The sequence below is a fragment of the Mycobacterium sp. E2699 genome (assembly GCF_001666745.1).
In the GTDB taxonomy this organism is placed as follows: Bacteria; Actinomycetota; Actinomycetes; order Mycobacteriales; family Mycobacteriaceae; genus Mycobacterium.
Genome location: NZ_LZJH01000048.1, coordinates 1 through 26,377, shown reverse-complemented (window position 1 = coordinate 26,377; position 26,377 = coordinate 1). Strand labels below are relative to the sequence as shown.

The following is a 26,377-nucleotide window of genomic DNA, read 5'->3' as shown; positions in this document are numbered from 1 at the left end:
ATGCCCTGTTGGAGATAAATGTCGCGCCGCGTGGTGTCCGCGGGGGGTCGGGAATGTTAAATCGATTGTCGTCCCGGCGGCCATTGCTGTCACGCTAGAGTTCCGCCATGACAAAACGCGCGGCGGCGGCCGCGGTGGTGCTGGGCCTCCTCGCGTTGACGGGATGCCGGTCCGCGCCACCGGCGTCCGGCCCGCCGCCCGTCCCGTCCGGCGCGCCGCCCAACGAGGTGTCGGGCGTCGAGATTCCCGCCGGCCGCATCGACGACGCCGTCGCCAAGGTCGACGGCCTGGTCGGCGACCTGATGAAGAGCACCGGCATCCCCGGGATGGCCGTGGCCATTGTTCACGGCGGGAAGACCCTGTACGCCAAGGGCTTCGGGGTCCGGGATGCGAGCAAGGGTGACGCGCCGGACAACAAGGTCGGCGCGGACACCGTCTTCCAGTTGGCGTCGGTGTCGAAGTCGGTCGGCGCGACGGTGGTGGCCCGCGAGGTCAGCGGCAACGTCGTCAGCTGGGACACGCCCGTGGTCTCGAAGCTGCCATGGTTCGCGCTGAGCGACCCGTACGTCACCGCCCACGCGACGATCGCCGACCTGTATTCGCATCGCTCCGGGTTGCCCGACCACGCCGGGGACAAGCTGGAGGATCTGGGCTACGACCGCCGGCAGGCGCTCGAGCGCCTGAAATATCTGCCGTTGGCACCCTTTCGAAACAGCTACGCCTACACCAACTTCGGTGTGACGGCCGCCGCCGAGGCGGTGGCGGCCGCGGCGGGCAAGCCGTGGGAGGACCTCTGCGACGAGGCGCTGTACCGCCCCCTGGGCATGGCGGCCACGAGTTCGCGCTTCGCCGACTTCGCGGCCAGGCCGGACCACGCCGTCAACCACGTCAAGGTCGGCGACAAGTGGGAGCCGCGCTTCCAGCGCGATCCGGATCCCCAGTCGGCCGCGGGCGGCGTGAGCTCGTCGGTCAACGACATGGCACGCTGGCTGATCATGTTGCTGGGCAACGGAAGTTACCAGGGCCGGCGCATCGCCTCGCCGGAAGCGCTGCTCCCCGCCACCACCGCGCAGGTCGTCTCCGTGCCCGCCACCACACCCAGGGCGCGCTCCGGCTTTTACGGGTACGGCTTCAACGTGTCGGTGACCTCCTCGGGCCGCACGGAATACAGCCACTCCGGCGCCTTCTCGTTGGGTGCGGCGACGAACTTCGTGGTGATGCCGTCCGAGGACCTGGGCATCATCGCGCTCACCGACGCCGCGCCGATCGGCGTGCCCGAGACGCTGACCGCGGAGTTCATGGATCTGGTCCAGTACGGCCAGATTCGGGAGAACTGGGCCGAGCAGTACAAGCAGGTGATGGGCTGGATGAACAACCCGGAAGGCTCGCTGGTGGGCAAACGGCCGCCGGCCAACCCGGCGCCGGCCCGACCGCTGAGCGACTACGCCGGCGTCTACGCCAGTGACTACTGGGGCCCGGCCGTCGTGACCGAACGCGACGGCGCGCTGCAGCTGTCGCTGGGGCCGAAGAATCGGACGTTCGCGTTGACGCACTGGGACGGTGACACGTTCACCTTCCCCGTGACGGACGAAAACGCCCCACCGGGAACGATTTCCAAAGCTACATTTTCTCGTGCGCCGGCGCCTACGCTGAACCTGGAGTACTTCGACTCGGACAAGCTGGGAACCTTCACCCGATGATCGCGGGCCTGACCGATGCCGAGGTGGCGCAGCGGGTAGCCGGGGGCCAGAGCAACGCCGTCCCGGAGCGCGCCACGCGCAGCGTGGCGGCGATCGTCCGGGCCAACGTCTTCACCCGGATCAACGCGATCCTGGGCGTGCTGCTGGTGATCGTGCTGGCGACGGGCTCGGTGATCAACGGCCTGTTCGGGCTGCTGATCGTCGCCAACAGCGTCATCGGCATGGTGCAGGAGATCCGCGCCAAGCAGACGCTGGACAAGCTCGCGATCGTCGGTCAGGCCAAACCGTTGGTGCGCAGGCAATCCGGCGCTCGAACGCTGCGGCCCGGTGAGGTCGTGCTCGACGACGTCATCGAGCTCGGTCCCGGCGATCAGGTCGTCGTCGACGGCGCGATCGTCGAGGGGGAGAACCTCGAGGTCGACGAGTCGCTGCTGACCGGCGAGGCGGATCCGCTCACCAAGGTCCCGGGCGATGCGGTGATGTCGGGCAGCTTCGTCGTCACCGGCGTCGGGGCCTATCGGGCGACGAAGGTCGGCGCGGAGGCGTACGCGGCCCGGCTGGCCGAGGAGGCCAGGAAGTTCACCCTGGTGAAATCCGAACTGCGCAATGGGATCAACCGCATTCTGCAGTTCGTCACCTATTTGTTGGTGCCGGCCGGTCTGCTGACGATCTACACCCAGTTCTTCACCACGCACGCGGGATGGCGCCGGTCCGTGCTGCGGACCGTCGGCGCGCTGGTGCCCATGGTGCCCGAAGGACTCGTTCTGCTGACGTCGGTCGCGTTCGCGGTCGGGGTGATCCGGCTGGGCCAACGCCAATGCCTGGTGCAGGAATTGCCCGCCATCGAGGGCCTGGCCCGCGTCGACGTGGTCTGTGCGGACAAGACCGGCACCCTGACCGAAACCGGCATGCGGATTACCGAGGTATCTGCGATCGGCGCGCGATCCGAGGCGATCGCCGACGCGCTGGCGGCGCTGGCGGCGGCCGACCCACGCCCCAACGCGAGCATGCAGGCCGTCGCCGCCGCCTACGACCGCCCGCCGGGCTGGACGCCAACCGCCACAGCGCCTTTCAAGTCGGCCACCAAGTGGAGCGGGGTGTCGTTCGGCGATCACGGCAACTGGATCATCGGCGCGCCGGACGTGCTGCTGGATCCGGCGTCGCCGGAAGCCGAACGGGCGGAGCGGATCGGGGCCCGGGGGTTGCGGGTCCTGCTGCTGGGGTGCAGCGAGGTGGCTGTCGACGACCCGGCCGCGCCGGGTCGCGTCACGCCCGTCGCGCTGGTGGTGCTCGAGCAGAAGGTCCGCCCGGACGCCCGCGAGACGCTGGACTACTTTGCGGCCCAGGGTGTTTCGGTCAAGGTGATCTCCGGTGACAACGCGGTGTCGGTCGGCGCCGTGGCGGCCGAGCTCGGGCTGCGTGGCGACACGATGGATGCCCGGGAATTGCCGGCCGATCCGGCCGAATTGGCCGACACGCTGGACAGCCACACCACGTTCGGCCGCGTGCGGCCCGACCAGAAGCGCGCGATCGTGCGCGCGCTGCGATCGCATGGCCACGCCGTCGCGATGACAGGCGACGGCGTCAACGACGTGCTGGCCCTCAAGGATGCCGACATCGGCGTCGCGATGGGCGCCGGCAGCCCGGCATCGCGCGCGGTGGCGCAGATCGTCTTGCTGGACAACAGGTTCGCCACACTGCCGTACGTGGTCGGCGAGGGCCGGCGGGTGATCGGCAACATCGAGCGAGTGGCCACCCTGTTTTTGACCAAGACCGTGTACTCGGTGCTGCTGGCGCTGCTGGTGGGCATCGAGTGCCTCTTCGCCCGGCCCCTGCACGTCGACCCGCTGCTGTACCCGTTCCAGCCGATCCACGTCACGATCGCGGCGTGGTTCACCATCGGGATCCCGTCGTTCATCCTGTCGCTGGCGCCCAACAATGAACGCGCCTACCCGGGGTTCGTGCGCCGGGTGTTGAGCTCCGCCCTGCCGGCCGGGCTGGTCGTCGGCGCCGCCACGTTCGCCTCCTACCTGGTGGCCTACCACGGGCGCCACGCCACGTTCCAGCAGCAGGACCAGGCCTCGACCGCGGCGCTGATCACGTTGCTGGTGAGCGCGCTGTGGGTGCTCGCGGTCGCGGCGCGTCCCTACCAGTGGTGGCGGGTGGCGCTGGTCGCCTCCTCGGCGCTGGCGTACGTGGTGCTCTTCAGCACCCCGCTGGCGCAGCAGAAATTCCTGCTCGACCCGTCGAACCCGGTGGTGACGTCGACGGCGCTGGGGATCGGTGTGCTGGGCGCCGCTGCCATCGAGGCGATGTGGTGGACGCGGGCCAGGATGCTGGGCGTGCAGCCGCGGTTGTGGCGCGAGCCGGCGATGGCCGCCAAGTAAAATTCCCGGCGGATCCTCGGGGAAGGGGCACAAGATGGGATTCCTGGACAAGGCGAAGGACCTGTTGTCGCAGAACGCGGACAAGGTCGAGATGGCGATCGACAAGGCCGGTGAGTTCGTCGACGACAAGACGCAGGGCAAGTACTCCGACACCATCCACAAGGTGGCCGACGAGGCCAAGAAGGCCGCCGACTCCGCTAACAACGAGCCGCAGAACTGAACTATGGCGAAACTATCCGGATCCATCGACGTGCCGCTGCCTCCCGAGGTGGCCTGGAAGCACGCCTCCGACCTGTCCCGGTACAAGGACTGGCTGACCATCCATCGGGTGTGGCGCAGCATGCTGCCCGACGACATCGACAAGGGGACGGTCGTCGAGTCGATCGTCGAGGTCAAGGGCATGTACAACCGGATCAAGTGGACGGTCGTGCGCTACAAGCCACCGGAAGGCATGACGCTCAACGGCGACGGCGTCGGTGGCGTCAAGGTCAAGCTGATGGCCAAAGTGCGGCCCACCGACGACGGCTCCATCGTCGGATTCGACGTGCACCTCGGCGGCCCGGCGCTGTTCGGGCCGATCGGGATGATCGTCGCCGCGGCGCTGCGCAGCGACATCAACCAGTCGCTGGAGAACTTCGTCAGGGTGTTCACGCGGCCCGACCCGGGCATGAACGGGCACGGCGGCGTTCGTCGTTGACCTGCCGCCGACCCGCCCCCACGCGAGACATAATTCCTCGCGAGCGGTCTCGGCGTTTCGTCGCAGGCGTTTATGTGTCGCGGTGGCCGGGTGCCCGCCGCTGACCCCTCGGCCGATGAGTTTTCGCGTCGGCGCCAGTCGATATGTGCGAACCCCGCTGACGGGGCCAGGACACACGACACATGAGGAGAGGTCATCGTGCCCATCCGTGACGGCGCGCCGCTGGGCGCGCCCTGCTGGATCGATTTGACGACATCGGACATCGACCGCGCCCAGGACTTCTACGGCACGGTCTTCGGCTGGACGTTCGAATCCGCCGGGCCCGAGTACGGCGGATACGTCACCGCCGCCAGGGACGGCCACCAGGTCGCCGGCCTGATGGCCAACCGGCCCGAATTCGGCTCGCCGGACAACTGGGCCACCTACTTCCACACCGCCGACATCGACGCGACCATGTCCGCGGCGACCGGGGCGGGTGGCGCGGCGTGCATGGGACCGATGGAGATACCGGCCAAGGGCCACATGGGCCTGGTGACCGACCCGTCGGGCGCGCTCTTCGGGCTTTGGCAGCCGCTGGAGCACCGCGGCTTCGAGATGATCGGCGAGGCCGGCTCCCCGGTGTGGCACCAGCTGACCACCCGTGACTTCGGCGCCGCCGTCGATTTCTACCGTGAGGTGTTCGGATGGCGCACCGAAAAAGTTTCCGATACCGACGAATTCCGTTACATCACGGCCTGGTTCGGTGACCAGCAATTGCTCGGCGTGATGGACGGCGCGCGCTGCCTGCCGGACGGCGTCGGGTCGAACTGGACGATTTTCTTCGGCGCCGAGGATGTCGACAAGACGCTGCGGGTGATCGCCGACAACGGTGGCGCGGTGGTGCAGGCCGCCGAGGACACCCCCTACGGCCGGTTGGCCGCTGCGACCGACCCGACGGGCGTCATCTTCAACCTGTCATCGCTGGAGAGTGACGTCGGCTAATCTCGCAACCATGACTCGCCGGCTGCGCCCTGGTTGGCTGGTGGCGTTTTTCGCCCTGCTCATTTCGGCCAGCACCTGGATGCCGTGGCTCACCACCGCGGTCAATGGCGGTGGCTGGGCCAACGCGATCGGCGGCACCCACGGCAACCTGGAACTGCCGAGGGGATTCGGGGCGGGGCAGCTGATCGTGTTGCTCGCATCGACCCTGTTGGTGGCCGGCGCCATGGTGGGCCGCGGCCTGTCCGTGAGGGCCGCTTCTGTTGCCGCGCTTGTCATTTCGCTGCTCATCGCGGCCCTCACGGTGTGGTATTACAAGCTCAACGTCAACCCGCCGGTGGCGGCCGAGTACGGGCTCTACGTCGGCGCCGTCGGCGCCGTCTGCGCGGTGGTGTGCTCGGCCGCCGCGGTGATCGCGGCGCTGGCGTCCGGCCGACAGGGCCGGTGAGGTCTCACGCCGAGGGAAACTCGTGCTTACCCGAGCCGGTGCTGTCCGCGGGCTCGTTGACGCCGAACACGAACGGCGCGAACACCACTTCGCGGCCATCGGGGTCGCGATAGGTGGCCGCACCGGTCGCCTCCCAGTACGGATGCTGTTCGACGGGCGGCACTCCCGCGCCATGCAGGCGCGCGATCGCGGCTTGCTGAGCCTGCCGGTCGGGGAAATACAGGCACAGCTGTTCGTGGTCGTCCACCGCGACGGGGTCGACCGACTCGACGACCTCCAGCGTCAGGTTCCAGCTGGGCAGGCCGAAGATGGCGCCGTTGCTGCCGAAGCTGGCCTCGAACGTCTCGTACAGCGGCAGGCCCACCAGCTCACGGTAAAAGCGCACCGTCTCTTCGAAATTCGAGGAGCGGCGGGCGAAGCGGATGGCGCCGAGCGGCGCCAAATGCGGGGGCCAGTGCGTTGCCCGATGGTTGGATTCGGGATACATCGTCACAGCCCCAGCCCGCTTGCCGCCGACTCCGCGGTATGCCAGCGCCGCAGCTGATCACCCGGCGCCCAGGTCGAATGTGTGCCGCTGGAAATGCGTTCCGGCAGTTGAAGTTTGCACACCGGGCCGTCGGCGATGCGGGCGGCGTCGAAAATGAGGCAGTACGAGGCGTCGGCGTTCATGTCGGTGGTCAGGGTGACCAGGTAGCCGTCGTCCTCGCCGGTCGCGCCGAGGCGCGGCGCCATCGCGGTTTCGCTGCCGTAGACACCGTCGCCGAACGCGATGCGTTCCTCGCCGCCGGTGACCACGTCGTGGCGGACCAGGCCGTCGAACAGGAACCAGCCCGGCTTGCCCGTGGCGGCGTAGGTGTACCGGTAGGCCCGCGCGGCGTAGTCGGGATTGATGGTGCCGAACTCGGTGATGGACTCCGACAGCCGCTCCTCGGTCACCGCGCCGGTGACCAGGTTGAGGCGCCACCGGTGCAGCCGGGCCTGCAGGCGATCCAGCGCCAGGAACCGAAAGAGCCTCTCCCACTTGGTTCCCCCGGTGTCGAGCGGCTGCGGGTCGCCCTCGAAGAAGCCGTCGAGCACGATCTCATCGCCCTCCTCGTAGGCGTTGACGAAGTGCAGCACGAACGTCGGGTCGGCCTCGAACCAGCGGATGTCGCCGGTGCCGCCCCGCCGCGGCAGCACGGCGAAGCGCGACGGAATGTCGGGATAGAAGCGCGGCAGGTGCACGTCGTGCTCGAGCAGCCGCGGATCCCAGAACAACGGGAAATCGTTGAGGATCACGTAGTTTTCGGTGAACGCCATGTCGTGGGGCAGCCGCGGCCCGGGCAGCGGGACGTCGACGTAGTGGACCAGCTCGTCGCTGTCGTCGACCACGCCGTAGCGCATGAAGGGCTCTTGCTTGCTGTAGTTGAAGAACAGCAGCTCGCAGGTTTTGGCGTCCACCTTGGGATGCGCCGACACGCCCCAGTCGTTGGGGAAGCGCCCATTCCAGGTCTCCTTGCCGAGCGTGTCGGCCGAGTACGGGTCGAGCCGGTACAGGTCGCCGCACTGGTAGAAGCTGGTCAGCGCGATGCCGCGGTGGACGATCACGTCGGTGCTCGACGCGTCCTTCATCCGCGTCCGCGCGCCCCAGCCGTCCTCCCGTCGGGCCAGTTGCACCGCTTCGGCCAGGCCCGGCCACAGCGGTTCGCCGGCCTCGTTCTCCGCCAGGAATCCGTCGGTGCGCACAAACCGGTTGCGGTAGAACGCCTTTCCGTCGCGGAAGCCGACCACGTGCAGCATGCCGTCGCCGTCGAAGGGATGATACGTCTTCAGCGCCGGGTGCAACGGGTTCTCGGTGTTGCGCAGGTAGACGCCGTCCAGGTCGCGGGGGATTTCACCGTCCACCGCGGTGAGGTCTTGGGCGTCCCACTCGGTGGTCTGGGGCCGCCACGGTCCCGTCCGGTAGGGGTGGTCGTCGTCTTCGGGCAGGGTCGAGAGGAACTTGCCGACGATCTCGACATCCATGGTCACCAACCTTCGGTTGCGCTCACGACGAAGCTGACGGTGGTGGCGGTGCTACCGCCGAAGTTCAGGGTGCCGAAAACCTTCGCGTCCTCGACCTGGTAGTCGCCGGCCGCGCCGCTGACCTGCTTGGCCGCGTCGAGCAGCATCCGCACCCCCGACGCCCCGACGGGGTGGCCGCCGCCGATCAGTCCGCCGCTGGGATTGATCGGCAGCCGGCCGCCGATCTCGAGCTCGCCGTTTTCGATGGCCTTCCACGACTCGCCCGGGCCGGTCAACCCGATGTGGTCGATCGCCAGGTACTCGCTGGGCGTGAAGCAGTCGTGCACCTCGAACCCGTCGACGCCGTCGAGGGTCAACCGCGCGCGGCGCAACGCGTCGAGGACGGCGGCGCGCACGTGGGGCAGCACATACGCATCGTCCGCAGCCCGATCCAGTTTCTGCCGCAGACCCAGGCCGACGGTGCGGTGCCCCCAGCCGTCGATGCGGCCGATCGGGCGCGCCGCCGGGTGGTCGCGCAGGTACGCGTCGCTCACCAACACCACTCCGGCGCCGCCGTCGGTCATCTGGCTGCAGTCGAACCGGCGCAGCCTGCCCTCGGTCACCGGATTGGTCGCGTCGTCGTCGGTGATCGGGTCGGGCACCGTCCACGCGCGCGTCTGTGCGTTGGGGTTGCGCCGCGCGTTGGCGAAGTTGAGCTGCGCGATGGCCCGCAGGTGCGCGTCGTCCAGGCCGTAGCGCCGGTCGTACTCGTCGGCGATCTGGGCGAACATCGACGGCCACAGGTAGCGGGCGCCGTCGCCCTCGTGTCCGGTCCACGCCGCGGCGCCGAGGTGTTGGGCGGCGGTGTCGCCGGGCACCGTTTTCTCTAGTTCGATCCCCACCACCAGCGCGGTGTCGTAGGCGCCCGACCGCAGATCGGCCATGGCCGACAGCGCCGCCACGCTGCCCGACGCGCAGGCGGCCTCGTGCCGCGACGCCGGGGTGTCCCAGAGTTGGTCGCAGACGGTGGCCGGCATCGCCCCGAGGTGGCCCTGGCTTGCGAACATCTCGCCGAAGGCGTTGCCGACGTGGACGACGCCGATATCCGTGGCGTCTATCTTCGCGGCGGAGAGCGTGCCGTCGACGATCTCGGCGGTCAACGACGCGAAGTCGCCGCCTTCCCTGGTGAGGTTGCGGGCGAAATCGCTTTGGCAGCCGCCCAGTATCCACACGCCCGTCGAGCCGTCCATACGCGGAACGCTACTCCGCCGGCCCCCTGAATGAGGGCGGCCCCGTCGGCTCTCGGGCTGAACCGACGGGACCTAGACGGGCGCGAAGGCCGGCCGACGCGCACGCCTCTTTTGCATCATTACCGCGCGGCGGGGTTGACAAACATTGGGAATCAACGCGGCCGCCGACCCGAGAATGCGTGCTGATCTCGGTGGATTCGGCTTTGCGCTGTTCAGGGCGCCGCCAGCGCTAAACCGGGCCTTCGACGAGCGCGGTCGGCTCCGGTCCATCCGATTCCGCGGCGGGGGTGGCCGCGCGTCCGCGGAGGGCCTCGGCGTCGGCGAGGTCGACGGCCGCCAGGTCGATGCCTTTGGTCTCGCGCGCGGCCAGGGCGGCGACCGCGCTCACCGCCGCGGTGGCCGCCAGGTACCACGAGATCGGCACCGAAGACTTGTACGTTTCGAGCAGCCGAACCGCGATGATCGGTGCCAGCGAGCCGGCCACGATCGAGGTGACCTGGTAGCCCAGCGACACCCCCGAGTAGCGCATCCGGGTCGGGAACATCTCCGCCATGGCCGCCGGCTGGACCGCGTACATGAGGCCGTGGAACACCAGACCGATGACGATCGCCGCCATGATGACCGCGTTGCGCCGGCTGTCCATCATCGGGAAGGCGAAGAAGCCCCAGGTGCAGGCGCAGAGGGCGCCGATGAAATAGATTGGGCGCCTGCCGAATCGGTCGCTGAGACGGCCGACCAGTGGAATGACCACGAAGTGTACGGCGTGGGCGGCCAGCAGCCACCACAGGATGACCTTGGTGTTGGCGTGCACCTGCACCTTCAGGTAGGTGATGGAAAAGGTGACCACGAGGTAGTACATGGTGTTCTCACCGAAGCGCAAGCCCATGGCGGTGAAAACGCCACGCGGGTAACGCCTTAACACCTCGAGGGCACCGAGCCGGGTGGTCTTGGAGCGCTCGGCTTCCTGCTGGGCCGCCAGGAAGATGGGTGCGTCCGTCACCTTCGTGCGGATGTAGTAGCCGATCAGGACGACGACCGCGGACAACCAGAACGCGACGCGCCAGCCCCAGCTCAAAAACGCCGCGTCCGACAGCGTCGAGGTCAGAGCCAGCAGCACGACGGTGGCCAGCATGTTGCCGACGGGCACCGCCGCCTGCGGCCAGCTCGCCCAGAAACCGCGGCTGTCCTTCGGGCTGTGCTCGGCGACGAGCAGCACCGCGCCGCCCCATTCGCCGCCCACCGCGAAGCCCTGGAAGAAGCGCAGCACCACCAACAGCGCGGGGGCCCAGTAGCCGATCTGCGCGAAGGTCGGCAGGCAGCCCATCAGGACGGTCACGGCGCCGACCAACAGCAGGCTGAACTGCAGCAGCTTCTTGCGCCCGTACCGGTCCCCGAAGTGGCCGAAGACGAGCCCGCCGAGCGGGCGGGCGGCGAAGCCGACGGCGTAGGTCACGAAGGCGGCGAGGATGGCGTCGAGCTCGTTGCCCCCGCGCGGGAAGAACACCTTGCTGAACACCAGCGTGGCCGCCGTGCCGTAGAGGAAGAACTCGTACCATTCGACGACGGTGCCGGCCATGGACGCTGCGACCACCCGCCGAAGAAACCCGGGCCGCTGGAACGGATCCGGCTGCAACTGATCAGGGACACTCACCGGATGGCCTCCTTGGTGGAGCGCCCGCGCGGGGCGCCGACCGGGGTGTGCTGGCGGTGGGCAGCGTACCGCGGCTCGGCGGGCTCCGCCCCTCGGGCTCGAGAGTGTCGACGTGATCCCGGGGATGTGCCGTTGTGTCCGCCTTGCAGCGACAAGCGCAGGCGCCTCGGCCGGAAACCGATGCGTTGCGACACGGTCACGGATGCATACCTATCGGCAGATCACTGGTCACACGAGCCACGCGAATCACTATCGTCACATGAGCCAACCGCGGACGTCAATGCGACGGCCCCGCCCCTGGAAAGGTACGACTTTGACGGCGATTCCCCGAGTCCTATCGCTATCGGTGGCGTCGGTGACCGCCGTCGGTTTCTTCGTGGCGATAGGTCCTGCGCCGTCGGCGAACGCCACACCCTGCAGCGCGCCGGAAGCCAACGTCGACCCCCCGGCCGCGCCGCCGGCGATGCCCGCGCCCCAGCCGGTCGTCCAACCGCCGACGGGGCGCAGGCCCTCGCACACGAACGACCAGGCGCCCTTGCCCAAGTTGGGCCCGCTGATCAGTTCTTTCATGAGGCCGGGAGCGGGGGGCCAGCGTTACTCCGCGCCGATCCAACCCCAGGCGGGCGTCGTTCCGCCGCCCGGACCCAATCCGCAGCCGCCGGGCATGCCGCAGCCGCCGAACGCCAACCAGCTGCAGCCCAACGCGGCACCCGTTCAGCCGCAGCCCGCACCCCAGCCGGCCCAGCAACCGGCGCCGCCGCCTCCCGCCAACATCGCGGGGGCACCGACGTCGCTGGTCGACTGGGTGACCGGAACGGACGGGCCCAATAAGACCCTGCAGCGCTTCGGCATCTCCGGTACCGACCTCGGGATCGCTTGGGACAACGGCGATCCCGCCAACCGTCAGGTCCTGATGGCGTTCGGTGACACCTTCGGCTATTGCAAGGTGCACGGCCAGCAGTGGCGATACAACGTGCTGTTCCGCAGTTCCGACCGCGACCTGTCGCACGGAATTCACATCGCCGAGGGTGTGCCCAACGACCGCTACTCCGGCTCGCCGGTGTGGACCACCGGGCTTTCCAAGCAGGTCGTCAATACCATCCACAAGGCGACGCACGAGACGGGCATCATCCCGACCGCCGCCATCTCCCTCGGGCGAACCCAGTACATGAGCTACATGTCCATCAGGCAGTGGGGCCGCGACGGGGAATGGAGTACCAACTACTCGGCGATCGCGAGATCCGTTGACAACGGCCAGAACTGGGGGATCTTCCCGAGCACCATCCGCACGGCCTCGGCCGACGCGATCCCCGGGATGGGGTTCACGCCCGGCAACGAGAACTTCCAGATGGGCGCGTTCATGAAGGGCAACGACGGCTACCTGTACCAGTTCGGGACGCCGTCGGGCCGCGGCGGTGCGGCATTTCTGGCGCGGGTTCCCCCGAACTACCTGCCCGACCTGAGCAAGTACCAGTACTGGAACGGCGACAACGGCGGGCACTGGGTCGCGGCCAATCCCGGTGCGGCAACGCCGCTGTGGCCCGGCCCGGTCGGCGAGATGTCGGCCCAGTACAACAGCTACCTCAAGCAGTATCTGGTGCTGTACACCAACGGCGGCAGCAACGACGTGGTGGCGCGGACCGCGCCCACGCCGACGGGACCGTGGAGCGGGGAGCAGCCGCTGGTGTCGGCGTTCTCGATGCCGGGTGGCATCTACGCGCCGATGATCCACCCCTGGTCGTCGGGCAGGGACCTGTACTTCAACCTGTCGCTGTGGTCGGCATACGACGTGATGCTGATGCACACCGTGTTGCCGTAGCCGTTTGCGGCGTACGCAATCCGAGTGAAGTAGTGCACTACTCGTGCCCGCCGGCGGCATCCCGCAGACGATCGAGCCATGAAACCCAACCTTGCACCACCCGCCCGCGCGACCCGCGTCGGTGAATGGGAAGACTTCGGGGTCGGCTTCCGGGCATTCGACGGCCCCGAGTGGCGAATCAAGCACGCCACCGGCGATGCGGGACGCGTCGACATCGTGGTGTCCGTCATCGGTGTGCAGTACGCGGACGGCCGCGCGTTGCGCGAGATCATCATCGACTGTCCCGATACCCCGGTCATGACGTTGCCCCAAGCCCGGAAGTTGGCCAGGGCGTTGATGGCGGCGGCGGACTCGGCCGGCGGGTGACTCGCGCCCTCATGCGAGCGTGTCAAGCATGAGCCGAGCTAACACACCAGATGAGCAGCTAGCGCCCTGCGCGGAGGCGGGGCGCAGTTACGTGGATGACTCCTCACCGCTCGAGGAGGCAGGGGGAGGGCGGCCCACGAAGTCATTTTCTGCCATTTGGCGCAGCCGCTGGGCAATGCAGCGGTCTTCCTGAGCGTACTTGCGGTGTTGAGCCGCGTGGCGCCCGTATTCATCCCGCCGACGTTCGTTTTGCTCAGCAGATTCCTCGTATGCCTTAGCAGTTCGGTCGTGACTGTCCGCGGAGGCGTCCAAACTATCGGCTGCAGATCGCTGGGCCGCCTGCGCATCTCGCCGTGCATGCTGCGCTCGCTGACTGGCGTGGAATGCTTCTTCGGCGAGCGATTGGGGATCATCCCAGTGGGCTTCAGCGGGGTTCTCGTTGTCAGACATGGCCGCGCCTTTCGTTGACTGACGGATTGACTCTAGCGGTGCACGGCATTGAAGGGTGTTTCCGTTCTAAAGCCGTGCGGCAGTATCAATTCGCCCGCGGGCATCGGAGGTTGCCGAATTCGTGCGAAAGGCCAGTCAACGCATCCCTGGAGTCAGCCAAATTCTGCATCAGGGAGCTGCCGTCGTGGACTCGCGACTTGGGCTGACGGCACCGCCGCCTGCAGGCGCAAAAGCGCGCTTTGACTCCCGAGCCGAGTGCTTGTTTCCGGGGCCGCACTGCATCACTGCCTGAGCTCTGCGCGGCCACGCGCAACTCGGCATCTAGTGAGTGTCAAGCGTCAGCCGAAGTACCTGTCAAGCATCAGCCGAAGCCGAACAACCCGTCACCAATCACCGCCATTACGGCCTGATACCGCTGCTCAGCCACGCTTAACTCCCTCATTCCAGGAGTGTCGCGGATCAACCGAAACCACTGTCACGCATCAGCCGAAACACTGTCACCCATCAGCCGAAGACGAACTGTCACGCATCAGCCGAGGTCATACATGACAAGAGTGCCCCCGGCAGGATTCGAACCTGCGACACCGGCTTTAGGAGAGCCGTGCTCTATCCCCTGAGCTACGAGGGCGAGGGACGCCTTTGAGTACCTGACTAAACCTAGCGGGTCGAGGCCTTGGGCGCGGGTCGTGGTGCGGTTGCGGGCTCGAGGTCCGGTCGTGGTGATCTGCGGGTATGAGTGTAGCGGGCGTGGCGGTAACCGCGTGACGCGCGGCCTCCGGGACCGGCTACGGCGAGCCTCGTCGTCATGGGCCTGCCGGTCGAACGACGTCCCCACCGGCATCCGCTCCGGTGCGGACGCGCGTCATGGTGCGGCCCCGGAAGAAACCCGGGGCTATCGCCCACCAGAGCACCATCAGAATCAATCCGAGCACCAGTGCGCCGATGCCGATCGCCGCGACGGCGCCGAACCCGAGGATGGTGATGTTGTTGCCGTCGTCGTCGGTCAGCCACCCGGGCTTGGCATACTGGATTAGCCCGTAGATCAGCACAATCAGCAGGCCCACGCCACCCAGCAACGGAACGACGCCGCGCATCACAAAGTCCCGGACCGATCCGGTAAGGGTGTTGCGGTAGTACCAGGCGCACGCAAACCCGGTAAGCCCGTAGTAGAACGCGATCATCAACCCGACCGATCCGACCAGCGCGGCAAGCAGGTTCTCGCTGATGAGCGTGAAGAGGATGTAGCAGAGGATGGACACCACGCCGACCGCGATTGTGGACGTGGTCGGCGTGAGGTAGCGAGAGTGAGTCTTCGCGAAGGAGTCAGGTAGCGCTTTGTACAGCCCCATCGACAAGGTGGTGCGCGCGGTCTGCAAGATCGTCGTCTGTGTCGACGCGAGGGCGGACGTGAGGATCGACGCCGCCAGCAACAGCGGTGCAGTCGTCCCGAGGACGCCTTTGCCGAACAATTCGGAACCGATGGATGCGAAGATGTCTTTCGAGTTGTGCGGGTTGCCCAGCCCGATACCCCGCGTCCCGACACCGGCGAACGCGACCGCCGACACGGTCACCAGGGCGTAGGTCGCCAGCAGCAGGAAAGTCGAGATGATGGCGGCCCGGCCCGGCGTGCGGCTGGGGTCGTCGGACTCCTCGTTGCATGCCACAGCGGTGTCGAAGCCCCAATACATGAAGATCGCCATGAGAACCGCTGGGGCGATGGTCTTCTCGACATCAAGACCGCCCGGCCAGAACCACGACAGCGACGGATGCAGCGAAAAGGCCTGGGCGTTATGGGTATACGACTTGACCAGCGCAACCACCGAAAAGACACTCAGCACCACGATTTGAGTGGATAGCAGAGCGTACAGCAGCCCGGCCGAGACCTCGATGCCGCGATAGCAAACATAGGTCATCACGACAGTCCAGAAGACGCCTATCACCGTCGACCAGAACTTGTTGTTGGCCAGATCCGCGACCGAATGCCAGCCGAGGTTGCTGGCGAACCTGAACGAGTACGACGCGGAGACCTCGGCCAGGTTCGCCATCGCAATTACTTGCGCGGCTATGATCCCCCAACCGCCGAGCCATCCGGCGATGGGTCCAAATGCCCGCGATGCCCACGTGAACGTGGTGCCACAGTCCGGTTCGGCCCTGTTCAATTCCCGGTAGGCGACGGCGACCAAGTACATCGGGATGAATGAAATGAGAACGATCGCAGGGGCTTTGACGCCGGCGAGCAGCCCACCGCCGCTCGCTACGATGAGACCCGATGTCGCGGCAAGGCTGTAGGCCGGTGCCATGGACGCCAAGCCGACCACGACGCTCGAGAGAAGGCCGAGCGCGCCGCCCCTGAGGCCTTTGCTCTCGACGGTCGCGGCCTCGCTGCCCGGACCGATCGCGACCTCACCGTTGCTCATTGCGCCGGAATGTTCGCCGCGCTTAACGTGGCGCCGTGGCGATCACTGCCATCTGAGATCTTCGTCAACCTGTTGGGCTGGTTCGGCTCGCTCGCCCGCGGCGCGGGTGTCGATCGTGACCTCTTGCCAGTACGCCGGACTGTAGAGGTGAATATCCTTGCCGCTGCTGACCTTTAAGACGCCGCCCGTGAGCACTTCATAGGTGGCGCCGTCCGGATATTCGTCATCTTCGTCGTGGCCGTCAATTTGGATCCACATCTGCATGCTGAACAGTCCTCCGGATCGGGCCGATCGAATTCTTGAGGCTACCGCTGCGACCGCGAACTGGGGAGTCGGAGGTCCTCCGGTTCCGTGGTCAGGAGTCCCAACAATAGGGTCTTTAGCCTGCTGACCAGCAGCCGTGCTGCGCTTCATCCTGTATCTAGTCGACAACAGGTGCACGGCTTGGTTTGGCGGGATGTTTCATGCGTTCGAATGACGTTGCGGCCGAGGCCCTGCAGGAATTGGCCGATCTGATCGCCATCTCCGGAGGCGACCCCTATCGGGTACGCGCGTACGAGAAGGCGGCCCGCTCGGTCGCGGGCCACCCCATCGATCTGGACACTCTTGACCGCAAAGGTTTGATGGCGATCCCGGCGGTCGGTGCGCACACCGCCGAAAAGCTGCTCGAGCTGAGGCAGACAGGCCGCATCTCCGCCCTCGAGGAGCTACACGCGCAGTTGCCGGCCGGGCTGCGCACGCTGCTGGGAATCCCCGGGCTGGGGCCCAAGCGGGCTCATCAGGTGTACGTGGAGCTGGGCATTTCGTCGATGCCCGAGCTACTCAACGCGTTGCACGATGAGCAGCTGCGCAACCTGAAGGGCTGGGGCGAGACCAGCGAACGCAACCTGGCGCGCGCGATCCGCCAGATGCAGGAGGTCGGCGGGCGCATGCCGCTGGCGATCGCTCTGGACATCGCCGAGGATCTGGTCGCGCGCCTTGCCGCGCTGCCCCGCGTCAGCCGGGTCGACTACGCGGGATCCTTGCGGCGGATGCGCGACACGGTCGGCGACATCGACCTGTTGGTGGCCGCCGACGAGGACCCGGTGTCGGTCATGGACGACTTCTGCGCGATGCCGTTGGTCGATCGCGTGCTGGCCCACGGTCCGACGAAGTCTTCGGTGGTGACTACGAAGGGCATCCAGGTGGACCTGCGGGTGGTGCCTGAGAAGGTCTGGGGCGCGGCGCTGCAATATTTCACCGGGTCGAAAGCCCACAACATCCGCATCCGCGAATTGGCTGTCCGGGCCGGGCTCAAATTGTCCGAGTACGGGCTGTTTCGGGCCGACACCAACAAGCTCTTGGCGTCGAAGGACGAAGCCGACATCTACGGCAAGCTCGGGCTGCCCTGGATCCCTCCGGTTTTGCGCGAAGACCGCGGCGAAGTCGAAGCCGCGCTGGCCGGCCATCTTCCCGACCTGGTGGAGGTGGACGACATCGTTGGCGACCTGCACGTGCACACCAATCTCACCGACGGCATCGCCAGCCTGGACGACATGGTCGGCGCCGCCTCCCGGCGCGGTTATCGCTACTGCGCCATCACCGACCACGCCACCCAGCTGGCGATGCAACGGATGACGCCCGAAAAGGCGCTCCAACAACGCGGTAAGCTGCCCGAGCTGTCCCGTCGACATGGCATCGAGTTGTTGCACGGCTCGGAACTCAACATAGCCGCCGACGGTTCAGTGGACTGGGACGACGACTTCTTGGCCGGCTTCGACGTCCTGGTTGCCTCGGTGCACTCCGATTTCGACCAGAGCCCCGAGGAGATGACCCGGCGCCTGGTCGCCGCGATCGAACACCCTTACGTCAACATCATCGGCCATCCGACCACCCGCGTTGTGGCCCGGCGTCCGCCGATCGACTTCGATGTCGATGCGGTGTTCGCGGCGGCCGCACGCACCCATACCGCCCTGGAAATCAACGCTTTTCCCGACCGGCTGGATCTCAACGACGAACTCGTGCGTCGTGCCCGCGAGTATGGCGTTGTCTTCGCGATCGATACCGACGCCCACGCGGTCCCGCACCTGGACTACATCCGTTACGGTGTCGCCGTGGCCCAGCGCGGCTGGGTATCGCCCGGCGAGGTGATCAACTCCTGGCCACTCGACCGGCTCCGCGCGTTCCTGGCAAAGGGACGCCGCCTGTCCACCGCACACCGCCGCGCCGCTTCCCGGCGTCATTGAGCAGGCGGGAAAGCTCGGCGGCGACGAACGACCACCGGGGATGGGACTTCGGTCCCTACCGGTCGGCTGCACGCCGTCGAAAAATCGCCTGCATGGCCACGAAGTTGTGACCACGGCACATTTAACCGTAGCCACTGCTCAGTACTGGTCAGCTCCGCAACCACCGCAGAAGGGATCGTACGGTGAAGCCGCAGGTAGACACCGATCACCGCAGGGATCCTCGCCGCAGCGGCCAGCGCAGTCTTGGCGCCGCCGAAGGCGTGCTGGTTGCCCTGCGCCACTGCAGCCTCGACGAGGCGTTCGCCGACATTGTGCAGACGGCCAAACGGCACAGCGTGGCCCCCCTGGAGTTGGCCGATGCGCTCGTGGCGATCGCCGAGAATTATCCGACCTCCGACTTGGATGCCGCGCTCATCGAGGTCGTTGACCTAGCTTGGGGCGCCTTGTTGGCGAGCAGAACGAGTAACGACTGTGACTGCGACCGGGCGCAACAGCCGCCGGTGAAGGCAACGCATCCGACGCTCAAGCCGAACTGATGGGATCTGTGCCGTGACCGAGCCGACTTCGCAAGCCGCCGACGCTGACATCGCTGAGCAAGCTCGTCCAGTCGACGATGACATCGAGAAGCTGTCGGTTTCGGTCCACGGAGGGGAGGCGGCGTCGGCCGATAGCGCCTTCTGGCCGATCATGCAATTCAATTCGCTTGCACCACAACGTTCTTTCATTGACGACATGGCGTCGCTGGGCGGCCCCTACCGACCAAATTGGTGACGATCCAATGCCTGGTCGCAGCACACACTCGGGTGTCATAGTCGGAGTCGACGGATCCCCGTCGTCGACGACCGCCGCAAAGTGGGCCGCACACCAAGCAACCATGCACGGGGTCGGACTGACCGTCGTCCATGTCACAAGCCCACTCGTCGTCCGGCCCGGCGTCCCCCTTCCGGCTGCCCTCTCCCGGCAGCACAAAGAACGGGCTCGCAGGGTCATCGCCGATGCGATTCGAGCCGCCGAAGACGGTGCGCGGGAGAACAATCGACCTGAGATCGACAGCAAACTGGTGTGCGCGGCACCCGTCCCCACCCTGATCGAACTGTCTGAAGAGGCGTACATGGTGGTGGTCGGGTGCCGCGGACAAGACGCGCCGGAGCGGATCTTGCTCGGCTCGGTCAGCACCGGATTGATCCAACATGCCCACTGCCCGGTCGCCGTGATCCACGCGGAGGCCCCCATCCCGCTGGGGTCCTCGCAGTTACCGGTGTTGGTCGGAGTCGACGGGTCCAGGGCGTCGGACCTGGCCACCGCAATTGCCTTCGACGAGGCCTCTTTTCGCGGTGTGGACCTCGTGGCCGTCCACGCCTGGACGGACTCGGACACCTCGGGTGTGCTGAGCAAGGAATGGTCGGCCCTGCAATCGAGGGCAGCGGAAATCCTGTCAGAACGCCTGGCCGGATGGCAGGAACGCTATCCCGACGTCACCGTTCACCGCCGGCTGGTGCTCGACCGCCCGGCCCGCCATCTCCTCGAGGAATCCGAGTCTGCCCAACTTGTCGTGGTCGGCAGTCATGGCCGGGGCGGATTCGCCGGAATGTCGCTCGGTTCGGTGAGCAATGCCGTGGCACACGCTGCCCGTATCCCGGTGATCGTCGCCCGCGGGGACTAATGCGTTGCCTGGCGGACCAACAGGTTAGCTATTCCTCGTCTTCGAGGAAGGGAACCTCGTCGTCGATGATGTGCACCGCAGCCTCCTCCGCAGATGCTGCGCCCCCGCTGATCCCGACGTCCTCAGCGACCAACTCCGCCTCGGAGTCTTCGCCAAATCCCAGGTCCGGGGCCACAAGTCGGCCTGCTCGCGCGCGGCCCACTTCACCGCGCTCGGGAAACTCGGTTTCGCGCTCGGATTCGTCGGAGCACTGCTGCTCGGTCTCATCGAGCAAGACGTCGATTCGCGATGCCGGATCTGGCTCTTCCTCGGCGAGCAGCTGGTCCATGGTTTCGGACGGGCCGAAGGCGCCGCGTCCATACGGTCGCTCGGGCGGCGAATAGCCCTCGTCGAGGATGTCGTCCATGCCGCGGTCGATCAAGGTGTCCTCGGGCTGCAGCTGGTTGTCGTCCTCCCCGCTGTACTCGCCGGGCGCCGGGCCGGTGCCGTAGTGGGTGCTCATGAGTTGCTCCCCGGGTTGTGTCGGCCACTGAGGCGCTCCATCTCGTCGGCCGCCTCGCTCAGCGCGGCCGCCAGCTCGCGGGCCGACGGTGGATCCAGCGCCGCCAGGTGGCGGGTATGCACGGCGATCCACCGCCGCGTGGAGCCGTCGGCCTGCTGTCGGCCGCAGATTTGAACGCGGGCCGGCCCGCCGCGGCGCGCGGTGCCCTCGAAGTCGCGGAACCAAGTGCTGTCAAGCTGCCAGTCGAACGTCCGCACCGCTCCGTCGGGCGGCGCGACATCGCCGAATGGCATCCCAGTTGTCATGTTCTTGGCCGCCCACTGTCGCGCCATTTCGAGCAACGTCTGCGGTTCGTCGCGTTCCAGGCCCTCGAGCTGGGCGATCTGCTCGGCGGTGAGCTGGTCGGCCACGTCGCGCCAGGTTTGGGCGGTGTCGTCGTGTGCGGTCATGATGTGCAGTGTCGTGCGGTCGGGCCGCTGTTCGCGAGGGCCGAAGGTCATGTCTTGGTTTTCTTCTCCGGTGCGGTGGTTGCTGGGTGAGATCCGGTTCGTGCGATCGAGCTTCCGCCGTATGGCCGGATGCCGGCGTTTAGCCGTGGTCGGCATCGTGATGTACTGACTCTCCGATCGCGCCTTGATTACGTTGCTCTTCAACGGAGTTGACCCATCGCCGCGAAATTCGGCTAGCTGCGGGGAACATGCTCCCCGAGCCGTGGGCATTCATCGGGCAGGTGGATGAGGACCGCGTCGTCTTCGGCCACCTGTGATTGGCCGCGGCGATGCGCGATCAGGTACAGCCATCCCGGCCCGATGGGTTGCTTGCAGCGAGCGCACTCTGGATCGACGACCATTGTTCTCCCTTACCGGCCTTGCTATCTCGGTGATCGTTCTCGGCGCCTTCCCCGGTCGCCAAAGGGGCCCTTCCGGCGCATCGCTTCCGCAGGCCCGGTTGTGGAGGCGCGAGTGCGGCGTCGCGGTGACGCGCAGAGGACGGCGCTGTCCGTACCAGGCAACCGGGTTCCATCCCCATAGCACCTTTGCTCCATGGCTTTTCGTGCCCCGCGTTACGGTTGCGCGCCCACGGCCGCGCGGGTTAGGTGATCGATGAACCAGTCGCGGGCCAACACCGCGACTCGCTCGAGCGTTCCCGGCTCTTCGAAGAGGTGGGTGGCGCCGGGAACGATGGTCAGCTGGCACTCGACCCGCATCATGGCCTGGGCCTGTCGATTCAATCCCAGTACCACGTCGTCGTGACCGCCCACGATCAACAATGTCGGTGCCACAACTTTGGTCAGCGCCGCGCCTGCCAGGTCGGGCCTGCCGCCGCGGGACACCACCGCCGCGACCCCCGCGCGAGGATCGGCGGCCGCGACCAGTGCCGCACCGGCCCCGGTGCTGGCACCGAAGTAGCCGACCGGCAGGGCCGCGGTATCGGGCTGGCTGGCCAGCCATCCGGTGACGTCCACGAGCCGCCGCGCCAGCAGCTCGATGTCAAAAACGTTGGCGCGGTTGCGTTCCTCGTCCGGGGTGAGCAGGTCGAACAGCAGGGTGGCAAGGCCCGCCGCGTTCAAAACCTCGGCCACGTGGCGGTTGCGGGGGCTATGGCGACTGCTCCCACTACCGTGAGCGAATACCACCACACCGACCGGTCGTTCCGGGATCGTCAGATGTCCGGCCAGCAACGTCGGCCCGGCGCTCACCCGGACCTCCTCGTCACGAAGCGGCGGATCGGCAGGTGTGCCGGCGCCCTCGGTTTCGCGAAACCCCGCCCGCGCACGGTCAAGCAGCGCGATCACTTCGTCGTCGGAGGTCTGGGTGAAGTTGCAATAGCCCTGGCCGACGGCGAAGAAAAACGCGGGCGTCTCGAGGCAGACGACCTCGTCCGCGTATCCGTCGAATCTGGCGAAGATATCGCGCCCGCCGATGGGAACCGCCAGCATCACCCTGCTTGCGCCCTGCGCGCGCGCCACCTCGCAGGCGGCCCTGGCGGTGGCGCCGGTCGCCACTCCGTCGTCGACGATCACCGCGATCCGTCCCGCAATGGGGATGCGGTCGTGGCCACGGCGGAAGCGTTCCGAGCGACGCGCCAGCTCGGCGCGCTGCTCCGCTTCGACCCGCGCCATCTCCTCCTCGGACAGGTCGGCTTCGGCCACCACGGAGTCGTTGGTCACCCGCACCCCGTCCTCGCCGATGGCGCCGAACGCGAGTTCGGGCTGAAACGGCACGCCCAACTTGCGCACCACCAGAACATCCAGCGGCGCCCGCAGTGCCTTGGCGACCTCGAAGGCGACCGGCACCCCGCCACGCGGCAGGCCCAGCACCACAATGTCCTTGCCGCGTAAGGAGCTCAGGCGTTCGGCCAGGTGCCGGCCGGCGTCGGCGCGATCATCGAACACCCTCATGCTGCCGCGTAACGATGCGAGCCGCCGGGCCAACGGACGCCTGCCATCAGCGCTGTCGCCCAGTTTCGTCATGCCCCGAGTGTGGCGCGACGTGCCCGTCCGCCGAAGGGCCTTAAGACCACTCCCGGTCGGGACCAACGCCTCCTGACCGGCGGTCGCCGACCGGTTAGGGTCGGCGCGATGGAGGCGGATGCGTCGTCGCGTCCCCCGCGAAATTCCGGTGCGGTGACGGTGCTCCTGGGCGGTGACGTCATGCTGGGGCGCGGCGTCGATCAGATCCTGCCTCATCCGGGCGACCCGGAGTTACGTGAACCGCATTTGCGTGATGCGCGCGGATACGTCCGGCTGGCCGAGCGCACGAACGGGCCGATCCCGCGCCCGGTGGATTGGCGGTGGCCCTGGGGCGAGGTGCTGGCGCTGCTCGACGACGCCGCGCCCGACGTCCGACTGATCAACCTCGAGACGACGATCACCGCCGCCGGAGAATTCGCCGAGCACAAAACGGTTTGTTACCGAATGCACCCGGATAACACACCGGCCCTGACTGTGTTGCGGCCGGACGTGTGCGCCCTGGCCAACAACCACATCCTCGACTTCGGCTATCAAGGGTTGACCGACACGCTGGCGGCGCTCACCGCGGCGGGCATACAGGGCGTGGGTGCGGGCATCGACTTGGCCACCGCACGCCGCCACGCGGTGGTCAACGCTCACGGTGAACACCGGGCGCTGATCGGCTCGGTGGCGATGAAGTCGGCCGGCGTCCCTGAATCCTGGGCCGCACGCCACGACCGGCCCGGGGTGTGGCTGGTCCGGGATCCGTCGCTGCGGGACGTCGCCGATGAGGTGGCCGCGGAGGTGCTGGCGCGCAGGCGCGAGGGCGATGTCGCGATCGTCTCGGTGCATTGGGGCTCCAACTGGGGCTACGCGCTGGCACCGAGCGAAATCGCGTTCGCGCACCGGCTGATCGATGCCGGCATCGACATCGTGCACGGACATTCCTCGCACCATCCCAGGCCGATCGAGATATACCGCGGCAGTCCGATCCTGTATGGCTGCGGTGACGTCATTGACGACTACGAGGGCATCGGCGGGCACGAGCCGTTCCGCGGCGACCTCAGGCTGCTGTATCTGGCCGATTTCGATCCCGTTGGTGGGGAGAAGATTTCGTTGCGGATGATCCCGCTGCGCGTGCGGCGGATGCGCCTCGAACTGGCGTCCCAGGATGAAGCCGAGTGGCTGCGCAAGACCATCGAGCACACCAGCCGCAGGTTCGGAACCCGTGTCATGGCGCGGTCCGACGACTTGCTGGAGGTCGTGACACCGCGCGGTGACACGCATCGTCGCGCGGGCTGACAGCCCGAATCAGCGCAGCTCGGCGATGACCTTCGCGAAGGCGTCCAGGTTGTTGTCCTGCACGGTGAAGCTGGTCAGCCCGTACTTATCCCGGAGCCCGGACAACGTGTCGGCCATCTCGCGCGGTGACCCGCTGAGCACCGACGGCATCGACAGCAACTGCTCTTCGGAGAGGTCGGGTGCGTACTGGCGGGTCATTCTCAAGTCGGGTTCGGTCTCGCCTTCGCGCGGCATCGCCGTGATCACCATGTTCAGCTCCAGCGGCTCGAACCGGTCGCCGGCCGCGGCGCGGACGAACCCGATGCGTTCGGCCAGCGGGTCTTCGACGTCTCGGACCCGGGCGCCGGTCAGCCCGATGATGTCGGCTTGCCGAGCGGCGATGGTCAGCACCCGATCCCCGTTGCCCGCGATGAGGATCGGCGTGGTCGGGTGGTGCTCCTTCAGGTAGGTCGTCATGTGCGCGAGGTAGTCGACCCGGGCCCCGGCGCTGGGGTACGACAGCTCGGCGGCCTCGAATTCCTCTTTGACATAGCCAGTGCCGAGCCCGATCTCGAGGCGGCCGTCGCTGAGCAGGTCCAGGGCCTGAAGGTCGCGGCTGAGCAAGGCCGGCTTGTAGAACGCGGCGTTGAGCACGTACATGCTGAGTTTGATCCTGCTTGTCACCATCGCGACCGCGGTCAGCGTCGGCGACGGTGCGGCCGCGCCGAGATGGTCTGGCACGCAAAGGATGTCGTATCCGAGATCTTCCGCTCGCTTCACCTTGTCGACCAGTGCGGCGCGCGACTTGTAGAAGCGCATGCTCAACCCGAATCGAAAATCCTTGTCCACCAACAACCTCCGTTCGACGGATCCAACTACTTACCAGGACCGGGCCGCGGCCGCCAGCCCGCGCACCAGGGCGGTGGTGACCGGCGACAAGCCGTCGTCGCCGGGCAGCGGGCTGCGCGGACTGAGCCCCCTGACCCGGGCCGACAGCTCCAGCTGCGTCCCGCCGTCGCGTACCCGGTTGACCGGGTTGCGGGGATGCAGGCCCCGCAGTTCCGGCGGGATGTCGTCGATGTCGGTGACGACCTGATACCCGGTCAGCCGGACGTGGCGGGCCAGGTGGGCCGCCAGCGCGCGGTTGCGTCCCCCGGCGAGCAGTTGGGTGCCGCGCCCGATGCGCCCGTAGCCGTGCAGCGAGACAGCGACGTCGACGTGGTCGAGAAACTCGGCCAGCCGCGGCGACTCGGCGGGGTCATAGAGCGCCGACGGGAGGTGGTGCGGGTAGCGGTCGGGGTGCCGCAGCACGTACACCGACGCCCCGGCCGCCTCGGCGGCCCGTTCGGCGATCACGTCGGTCATCTCCTCCAGACCGCCACCGTGGATGGCGAGAAAACCGAAACGCGATCGCAGCCGACTCTCCTCGATCACTCCCGGATCGCGCAACACTTCGGAAAGCGATTGCGGGGCCGGGGTTTTCGCGGTCAGCGGTCGGGGCCAGCGGGCGGGATCCCACCGGCGCAGAAAGTCGACCCAGCGTTGCGGCAGCCCGTGATGCACGGCGCCGTCGATGATCCGGGGCAGGTATCCCGGTCGGGGCGGGCCCGGATCCACGCGGTGGTCGATGTAGACCCATGCCGGCGACGGGCCCTGACCCGTATGGACGGTCAGCCGGTCGCGCCGGTAGCGCACCGGCACGCCCTCGGCGCCGTCGAGCGTCGCCAGATCGTCGTCGGAGATTTGCCAGAGCACCCCGTGCACCTGGGCGCCGGCGAATGGCTCGACGGTTGCCACGCCGCGCTGGTTGATCAGCCAGTCGTGGTCCGCCAGCACCGCCGGCCGGGGATCCGCCGCCCCGGGGCAGCGCATCGCCATCTGCGTGACACACAGATTCGACCCGTATGCGAAATAGGGGTGCCGGCGGGCCGGCATCTAGTCCGGCACCGTCTCGGCGCTGAGGTCGTGACGCAAGCTAACTCCCACGGGCCCTTCCACCGACGATGACGCTCCTCATCCTGCCGCACGGGGGGGTCGCGCGCTACGTGCCGGTCACCGGATGATCGGGGCGGGCGCACTCGATACCGGGGGCGGCGGCCCGATTTGCC

Annotated in this window: 25 protein-coding genes, 1 tRNA gene and 1 pseudogene; 13 read left to right on the top strand and 14 right to left on the bottom strand. The window is 67.4% G+C overall.

The genetic code is table 11. The annotated features are described in order from the left end of the window. The first annotated feature begins 107 nt into the window (after positions 1 to 107). The 6 genes from A5696_RS05915 (at position 108) to A5696_RS05890 (ending at position 6,210) form a co-directional block, all read left to right on the top strand. Complete coding sequence (locus A5696_RS05915; RefSeq protein WP_067874849.1) at positions 108 to 1,700, top strand: serine hydrolase; 1,593 nt, start codon at positions 108 to 110, stop codon at positions 1,698 to 1,700. Beyond that, a complete protein-coding gene (locus tag A5696_RS05910; protein WP_067874847.1) occupies positions 1,697 to 4,087 on the top strand; it encodes a cation-translocating P-type ATPase in 2,391 nt (796 codons plus the stop codon). Before A5696_RS05915 ends, A5696_RS05910 begins: the two co-directional genes overlap by 4 nt. A gap of 34 nt (positions 4,088 to 4,121) precedes the next feature. Further along, on the top strand, positions 4,122 to 4,307 hold the full coding sequence (locus tag A5696_RS05905; protein ID WP_067874844.1) for an antitoxin: 186 nt from the start codon (positions 4,122 to 4,124) through the stop codon (positions 4,305 to 4,307). A 3-nt stretch (positions 4,308 to 4,310) separates the two neighbouring features. Then, the gene (locus A5696_RS05900) at positions 4,311 to 4,784 is read left to right on the top strand and encodes an SRPBCC family protein (protein ID WP_067874841.1); all 474 of its coding nucleotides are present in this window, start codon (positions 4,311 to 4,313) and stop codon (positions 4,782 to 4,784) included. A 198-nt stretch (positions 4,785 to 4,982) separates the two neighbouring features. Beyond that, the gene (locus A5696_RS05895) at positions 4,983 to 5,765 is read left to right on the top strand and encodes a VOC family protein (RefSeq protein WP_067874838.1); all 783 of its coding nucleotides are present in this window, start codon (positions 4,983 to 4,985) and stop codon (positions 5,763 to 5,765) included. 10 nt (positions 5,766 to 5,775) lie between these two features. Continuing rightward, a complete protein-coding gene (locus A5696_RS05890; protein ID WP_067874835.1) occupies positions 5,776 to 6,210 on the top strand; it encodes a hypothetical protein in 435 nt (144 codons plus the stop codon). Positions 6,211 to 6,214: 4 nt separating this feature from the next. Here A5696_RS05890 and A5696_RS05885 read toward each other — a convergent pair whose 3' ends face one another. The 4 genes from A5696_RS05885 to A5696_RS05870 form a co-directional block, all read right to left on the bottom strand. Next, positions 6,215 to 6,697 (bottom strand): VOC family protein, encoded by a 483-nt coding sequence (locus tag A5696_RS05885; RefSeq protein ID WP_067874832.1) that lies wholly within the window; start codon positions 6,695 to 6,697, stop codon positions 6,215 to 6,217. 2 nt (positions 6,698 to 6,699) lie between these two features. Next, complete coding sequence (locus A5696_RS05880) at positions 6,700 to 8,214, bottom strand: carotenoid oxygenase family protein (protein WP_067874829.1); 1,515 nt, start codon at positions 8,212 to 8,214, stop codon at positions 6,700 to 6,702. A gap of 2 nt (positions 8,215 to 8,216) precedes the next feature. Next, the gene (locus tag A5696_RS05875) at positions 8,217 to 9,443 is read right to left on the bottom strand and encodes an acetyl-CoA acetyltransferase (RefSeq protein ID WP_067874827.1); all 1,227 of its coding nucleotides are present in this window, start codon (positions 9,441 to 9,443) and stop codon (positions 8,217 to 8,219) included. Positions 9,444 to 9,672: 229 nt separating this feature from the next. Next, positions 9,673 to 11,094 (bottom strand): MFS transporter, encoded by a 1,422-nt coding sequence (locus tag A5696_RS05870; protein ID WP_067874824.1) that lies wholly within the window; start codon positions 11,092 to 11,094, stop codon positions 9,673 to 9,675. Between the two features lie 313 nt (positions 11,095 to 11,407). On the opposite strand from A5696_RS05870, the gene A5696_RS05860 reads away from it, so the two are divergent. Further along, a complete protein-coding gene (locus A5696_RS05860; protein WP_082956565.1) occupies positions 11,408 to 12,913 on the top strand; it encodes a DUF4185 domain-containing protein in 1,506 nt (501 codons plus the stop codon). 78 nt (positions 12,914 to 12,991) lie between these two features. Then, positions 12,992 to 13,279: a hypothetical protein gene (locus A5696_RS05855; protein WP_067874819.1), complete on the top strand. Its 288-nt coding sequence runs from the start codon at positions 12,992 to 12,994 to the stop codon at positions 13,277 to 13,279. Positions 13,280 to 13,366: 87 nt separating this feature from the next. Here A5696_RS05855 and A5696_RS27935 read toward each other — a convergent pair whose 3' ends face one another. The 4 genes and pseudogenes from A5696_RS27935 to A5696_RS05835 form a co-directional block, all read right to left on the bottom strand. Then, positions 13,367 to 13,729, bottom strand: coding sequence for a hypothetical protein (locus tag A5696_RS27935; RefSeq protein ID WP_156763164.1), 363 nt, complete (start codon positions 13,727 to 13,729; stop codon positions 13,367 to 13,369). A 555-nt stretch (positions 13,730 to 14,284) separates the two neighbouring features. After that, a tRNA-Arg gene (locus A5696_RS05845) sits at positions 14,285 to 14,357 on the bottom strand. Positions 14,358 to 14,586: 229 nt separating this feature from the next. Then, positions 14,587 to 16,146: pseudogene (locus tag A5696_RS05840) on the bottom strand (APC family permease); the annotation flags it as partial. 42 nt (positions 16,147 to 16,188) lie between these two features. Next, positions 16,189 to 16,410, bottom strand: a complete 222-nt coding sequence (locus A5696_RS05835) for a hypothetical protein (protein WP_067874813.1) — start codon at positions 16,408 to 16,410, stop codon at positions 16,189 to 16,191. A 200-nt stretch (positions 16,411 to 16,610) separates the two neighbouring features. Between A5696_RS05835 and polX the strand changes: the two genes are divergently transcribed. From polX to A5696_RS05820, 4 genes are all read left to right on the top strand, one after another. Continuing rightward, positions 16,611 to 18,371, top strand: a complete 1,761-nt coding sequence (gene polX, locus A5696_RS05830) for a DNA polymerase/3'-5' exonuclease PolX (RefSeq protein WP_067874810.1) — start codon at positions 16,611 to 16,613, stop codon at positions 18,369 to 18,371. Positions 18,372 to 18,553: 182 nt separating this feature from the next. Continuing rightward, positions 18,554 to 18,907: an ANTAR domain-containing protein gene (locus A5696_RS05825; RefSeq protein WP_067874808.1), complete on the top strand. Its 354-nt coding sequence runs from the start codon at positions 18,554 to 18,556 to the stop codon at positions 18,905 to 18,907. 13 nt (positions 18,908 to 18,920) lie between these two features. Further along, a complete protein-coding gene (locus A5696_RS27585) occupies positions 18,921 to 19,142 on the top strand; it encodes a hypothetical protein (protein WP_068279376.1) in 222 nt (73 codons plus the stop codon). Between the two features lie 7 nt (positions 19,143 to 19,149). Continuing rightward, positions 19,150 to 20,034, top strand: coding sequence for a universal stress protein (locus tag A5696_RS05820; RefSeq protein WP_067874805.1), 885 nt, complete (start codon positions 19,150 to 19,152; stop codon positions 20,032 to 20,034). Between the two features lie 28 nt (positions 20,035 to 20,062). On the opposite strand, the gene A5696_RS05815 is transcribed toward A5696_RS05820, so the two are convergent. From A5696_RS05815 to A5696_RS05805, 4 genes are all read right to left on the bottom strand, one after another. Beyond that, complete coding sequence (locus tag A5696_RS05815) at positions 20,063 to 20,536, bottom strand: DUF5709 domain-containing protein (protein ID WP_067874802.1); 474 nt, start codon at positions 20,534 to 20,536, stop codon at positions 20,063 to 20,065. Further along, entirely contained in the window at positions 20,533 to 20,985 is a 453-nt protein-coding gene (locus A5696_RS05810) for a hypothetical protein (protein WP_156738271.1), read from the bottom strand. Before A5696_RS05810 ends, A5696_RS05815 begins: the two co-directional genes overlap by 4 nt. A 233-nt stretch (positions 20,986 to 21,218) precedes the next feature. Next, positions 21,219 to 21,386 carry a hypothetical protein gene (locus tag A5696_RS27930; RefSeq protein WP_197516899.1) on the bottom strand — a complete coding sequence of 56 codons (168 nt, stop codon included), beginning with the start codon at positions 21,384 to 21,386 and terminating at the stop codon, positions 21,219 to 21,221. A gap of 213 nt (positions 21,387 to 21,599) precedes the next feature. Continuing rightward, positions 21,600 to 22,937: a phosphoribosyltransferase family protein gene (locus A5696_RS05805; protein WP_067874796.1), complete on the bottom strand. Its 1,338-nt coding sequence runs from the start codon at positions 22,935 to 22,937 to the stop codon at positions 21,600 to 21,602. 180 nt (positions 22,938 to 23,117) lie between these two features. On the opposite strand from A5696_RS05805, the gene A5696_RS05800 reads away from it, so the two are divergent. Continuing rightward, entirely contained in the window at positions 23,118 to 24,290 is a 1,173-nt protein-coding gene (locus A5696_RS05800) for a CapA family protein (RefSeq protein WP_067874791.1), read from the top strand. A gap of 9 nt (positions 24,291 to 24,299) precedes the next feature. On the opposite strand, the gene A5696_RS05795 is transcribed toward A5696_RS05800, so the two are convergent. After that, positions 24,300 to 25,124 carry an LLM class F420-dependent oxidoreductase gene (locus A5696_RS05795; RefSeq protein ID WP_082968931.1) on the bottom strand — a complete coding sequence of 275 codons (825 nt, stop codon included), beginning with the start codon at positions 25,122 to 25,124 and terminating at the stop codon, positions 24,300 to 24,302. A gap of 24 nt (positions 25,125 to 25,148) precedes the next feature. Continuing rightward, the gene (locus A5696_RS05790) at positions 25,149 to 26,204 is read right to left on the bottom strand and encodes a poly-gamma-glutamate hydrolase family protein (protein ID WP_067874785.1); all 1,056 of its coding nucleotides are present in this window, start codon (positions 26,202 to 26,204) and stop codon (positions 25,149 to 25,151) included. Positions 26,205 to 26,377: the final 173 nt, after the last annotated feature.

Coding starts and splice junctions, on each gene's coding strand:
- A5696_RS05855 (WP_067874819.1), top strand. CDS start 12,992: ATGAAACCCAACCTTGCACCACCCGCCCGCGCGACCCGCGTCGGTGAA.
- A5696_RS05875 (WP_067874827.1), bottom strand. CDS start 9,443: ATGGACGGCTCGACGGGCGTGTGGATACTGGGCGGCTGCCAAAGCGAT.
- A5696_RS05905 (WP_067874844.1), top strand. CDS start 4,122: ATGGGATTCCTGGACAAGGCGAAGGACCTGTTGTCGCAGAACGCGGAC.
- A5696_RS05790 (WP_067874785.1), bottom strand. CDS start 26,204: ATGCCGGCCCGCCGGCACCCCTATTTCGCATACGGGTCGAATCTGTGT.
- A5696_RS05890 (WP_067874835.1), top strand. CDS start 5,776: ATGACTCGCCGGCTGCGCCCTGGTTGGCTGGTGGCGTTTTTCGCCCTG.
- A5696_RS05805 (WP_067874796.1), bottom strand. CDS start 22,937: ATGAGGGTGTTCGATGATCGCGCCGACGCCGGCCGGCACCTGGCCGAA.
- A5696_RS05910 (WP_067874847.1), top strand. CDS start 1,697: ATGATCGCGGGCCTGACCGATGCCGAGGTGGCGCAGCGGGTAGCCGGG.
- A5696_RS05820 (WP_067874805.1), top strand. CDS start 19,150: ATGCCTGGTCGCAGCACACACTCGGGTGTCATAGTCGGAGTCGACGGA.
- A5696_RS05810 (WP_156738271.1), bottom strand. CDS start 20,985: ATGACCGCACACGACGACACCGCCCAAACCTGGCGCGACGTGGCCGAC.
- A5696_RS05900 (WP_067874841.1), top strand. CDS start 4,311: ATGGCGAAACTATCCGGATCCATCGACGTGCCGCTGCCTCCCGAGGTG.
- A5696_RS27935 (WP_156763164.1), bottom strand. CDS start 13,729: ATGTCTGACAACGAGAACCCCGCTGAAGCCCACTGGGATGATCCCCAA.
- polX (WP_067874810.1), top strand. CDS start 16,611: ATGCGTTCGAATGACGTTGCGGCCGAGGCCCTGCAGGAATTGGCCGAT.
- A5696_RS05915 (WP_067874849.1), top strand. CDS start 108: ATGACAAAACGCGCGGCGGCGGCCGCGGTGGTGCTGGGCCTCCTCGCG.
- A5696_RS27930 (WP_197516899.1), bottom strand. CDS start 21,386: ATGGTCGTCGATCCAGAGTGCGCTCGCTGCAAGCAACCCATCGGGCCG.
- A5696_RS05815 (WP_067874802.1), bottom strand. CDS start 20,536: ATGAGCACCCACTACGGCACCGGCCCGGCGCCCGGCGAGTACAGCGGG.
- A5696_RS05835 (WP_067874813.1), bottom strand. CDS start 16,410: ATGCAGATGTGGATCCAAATTGACGGCCACGACGAAGATGACGAATAT.
- A5696_RS05880 (WP_067874829.1), bottom strand. CDS start 8,214: ATGGATGTCGAGATCGTCGGCAAGTTCCTCTCGACCCTGCCCGAAGAC.
- A5696_RS05885 (WP_067874832.1), bottom strand. CDS start 6,697: ATGTATCCCGAATCCAACCATCGGGCAACGCACTGGCCCCCGCATTTG.
- A5696_RS05800 (WP_067874791.1), top strand. CDS start 23,118: ATGGAGGCGGATGCGTCGTCGCGTCCCCCGCGAAATTCCGGTGCGGTG.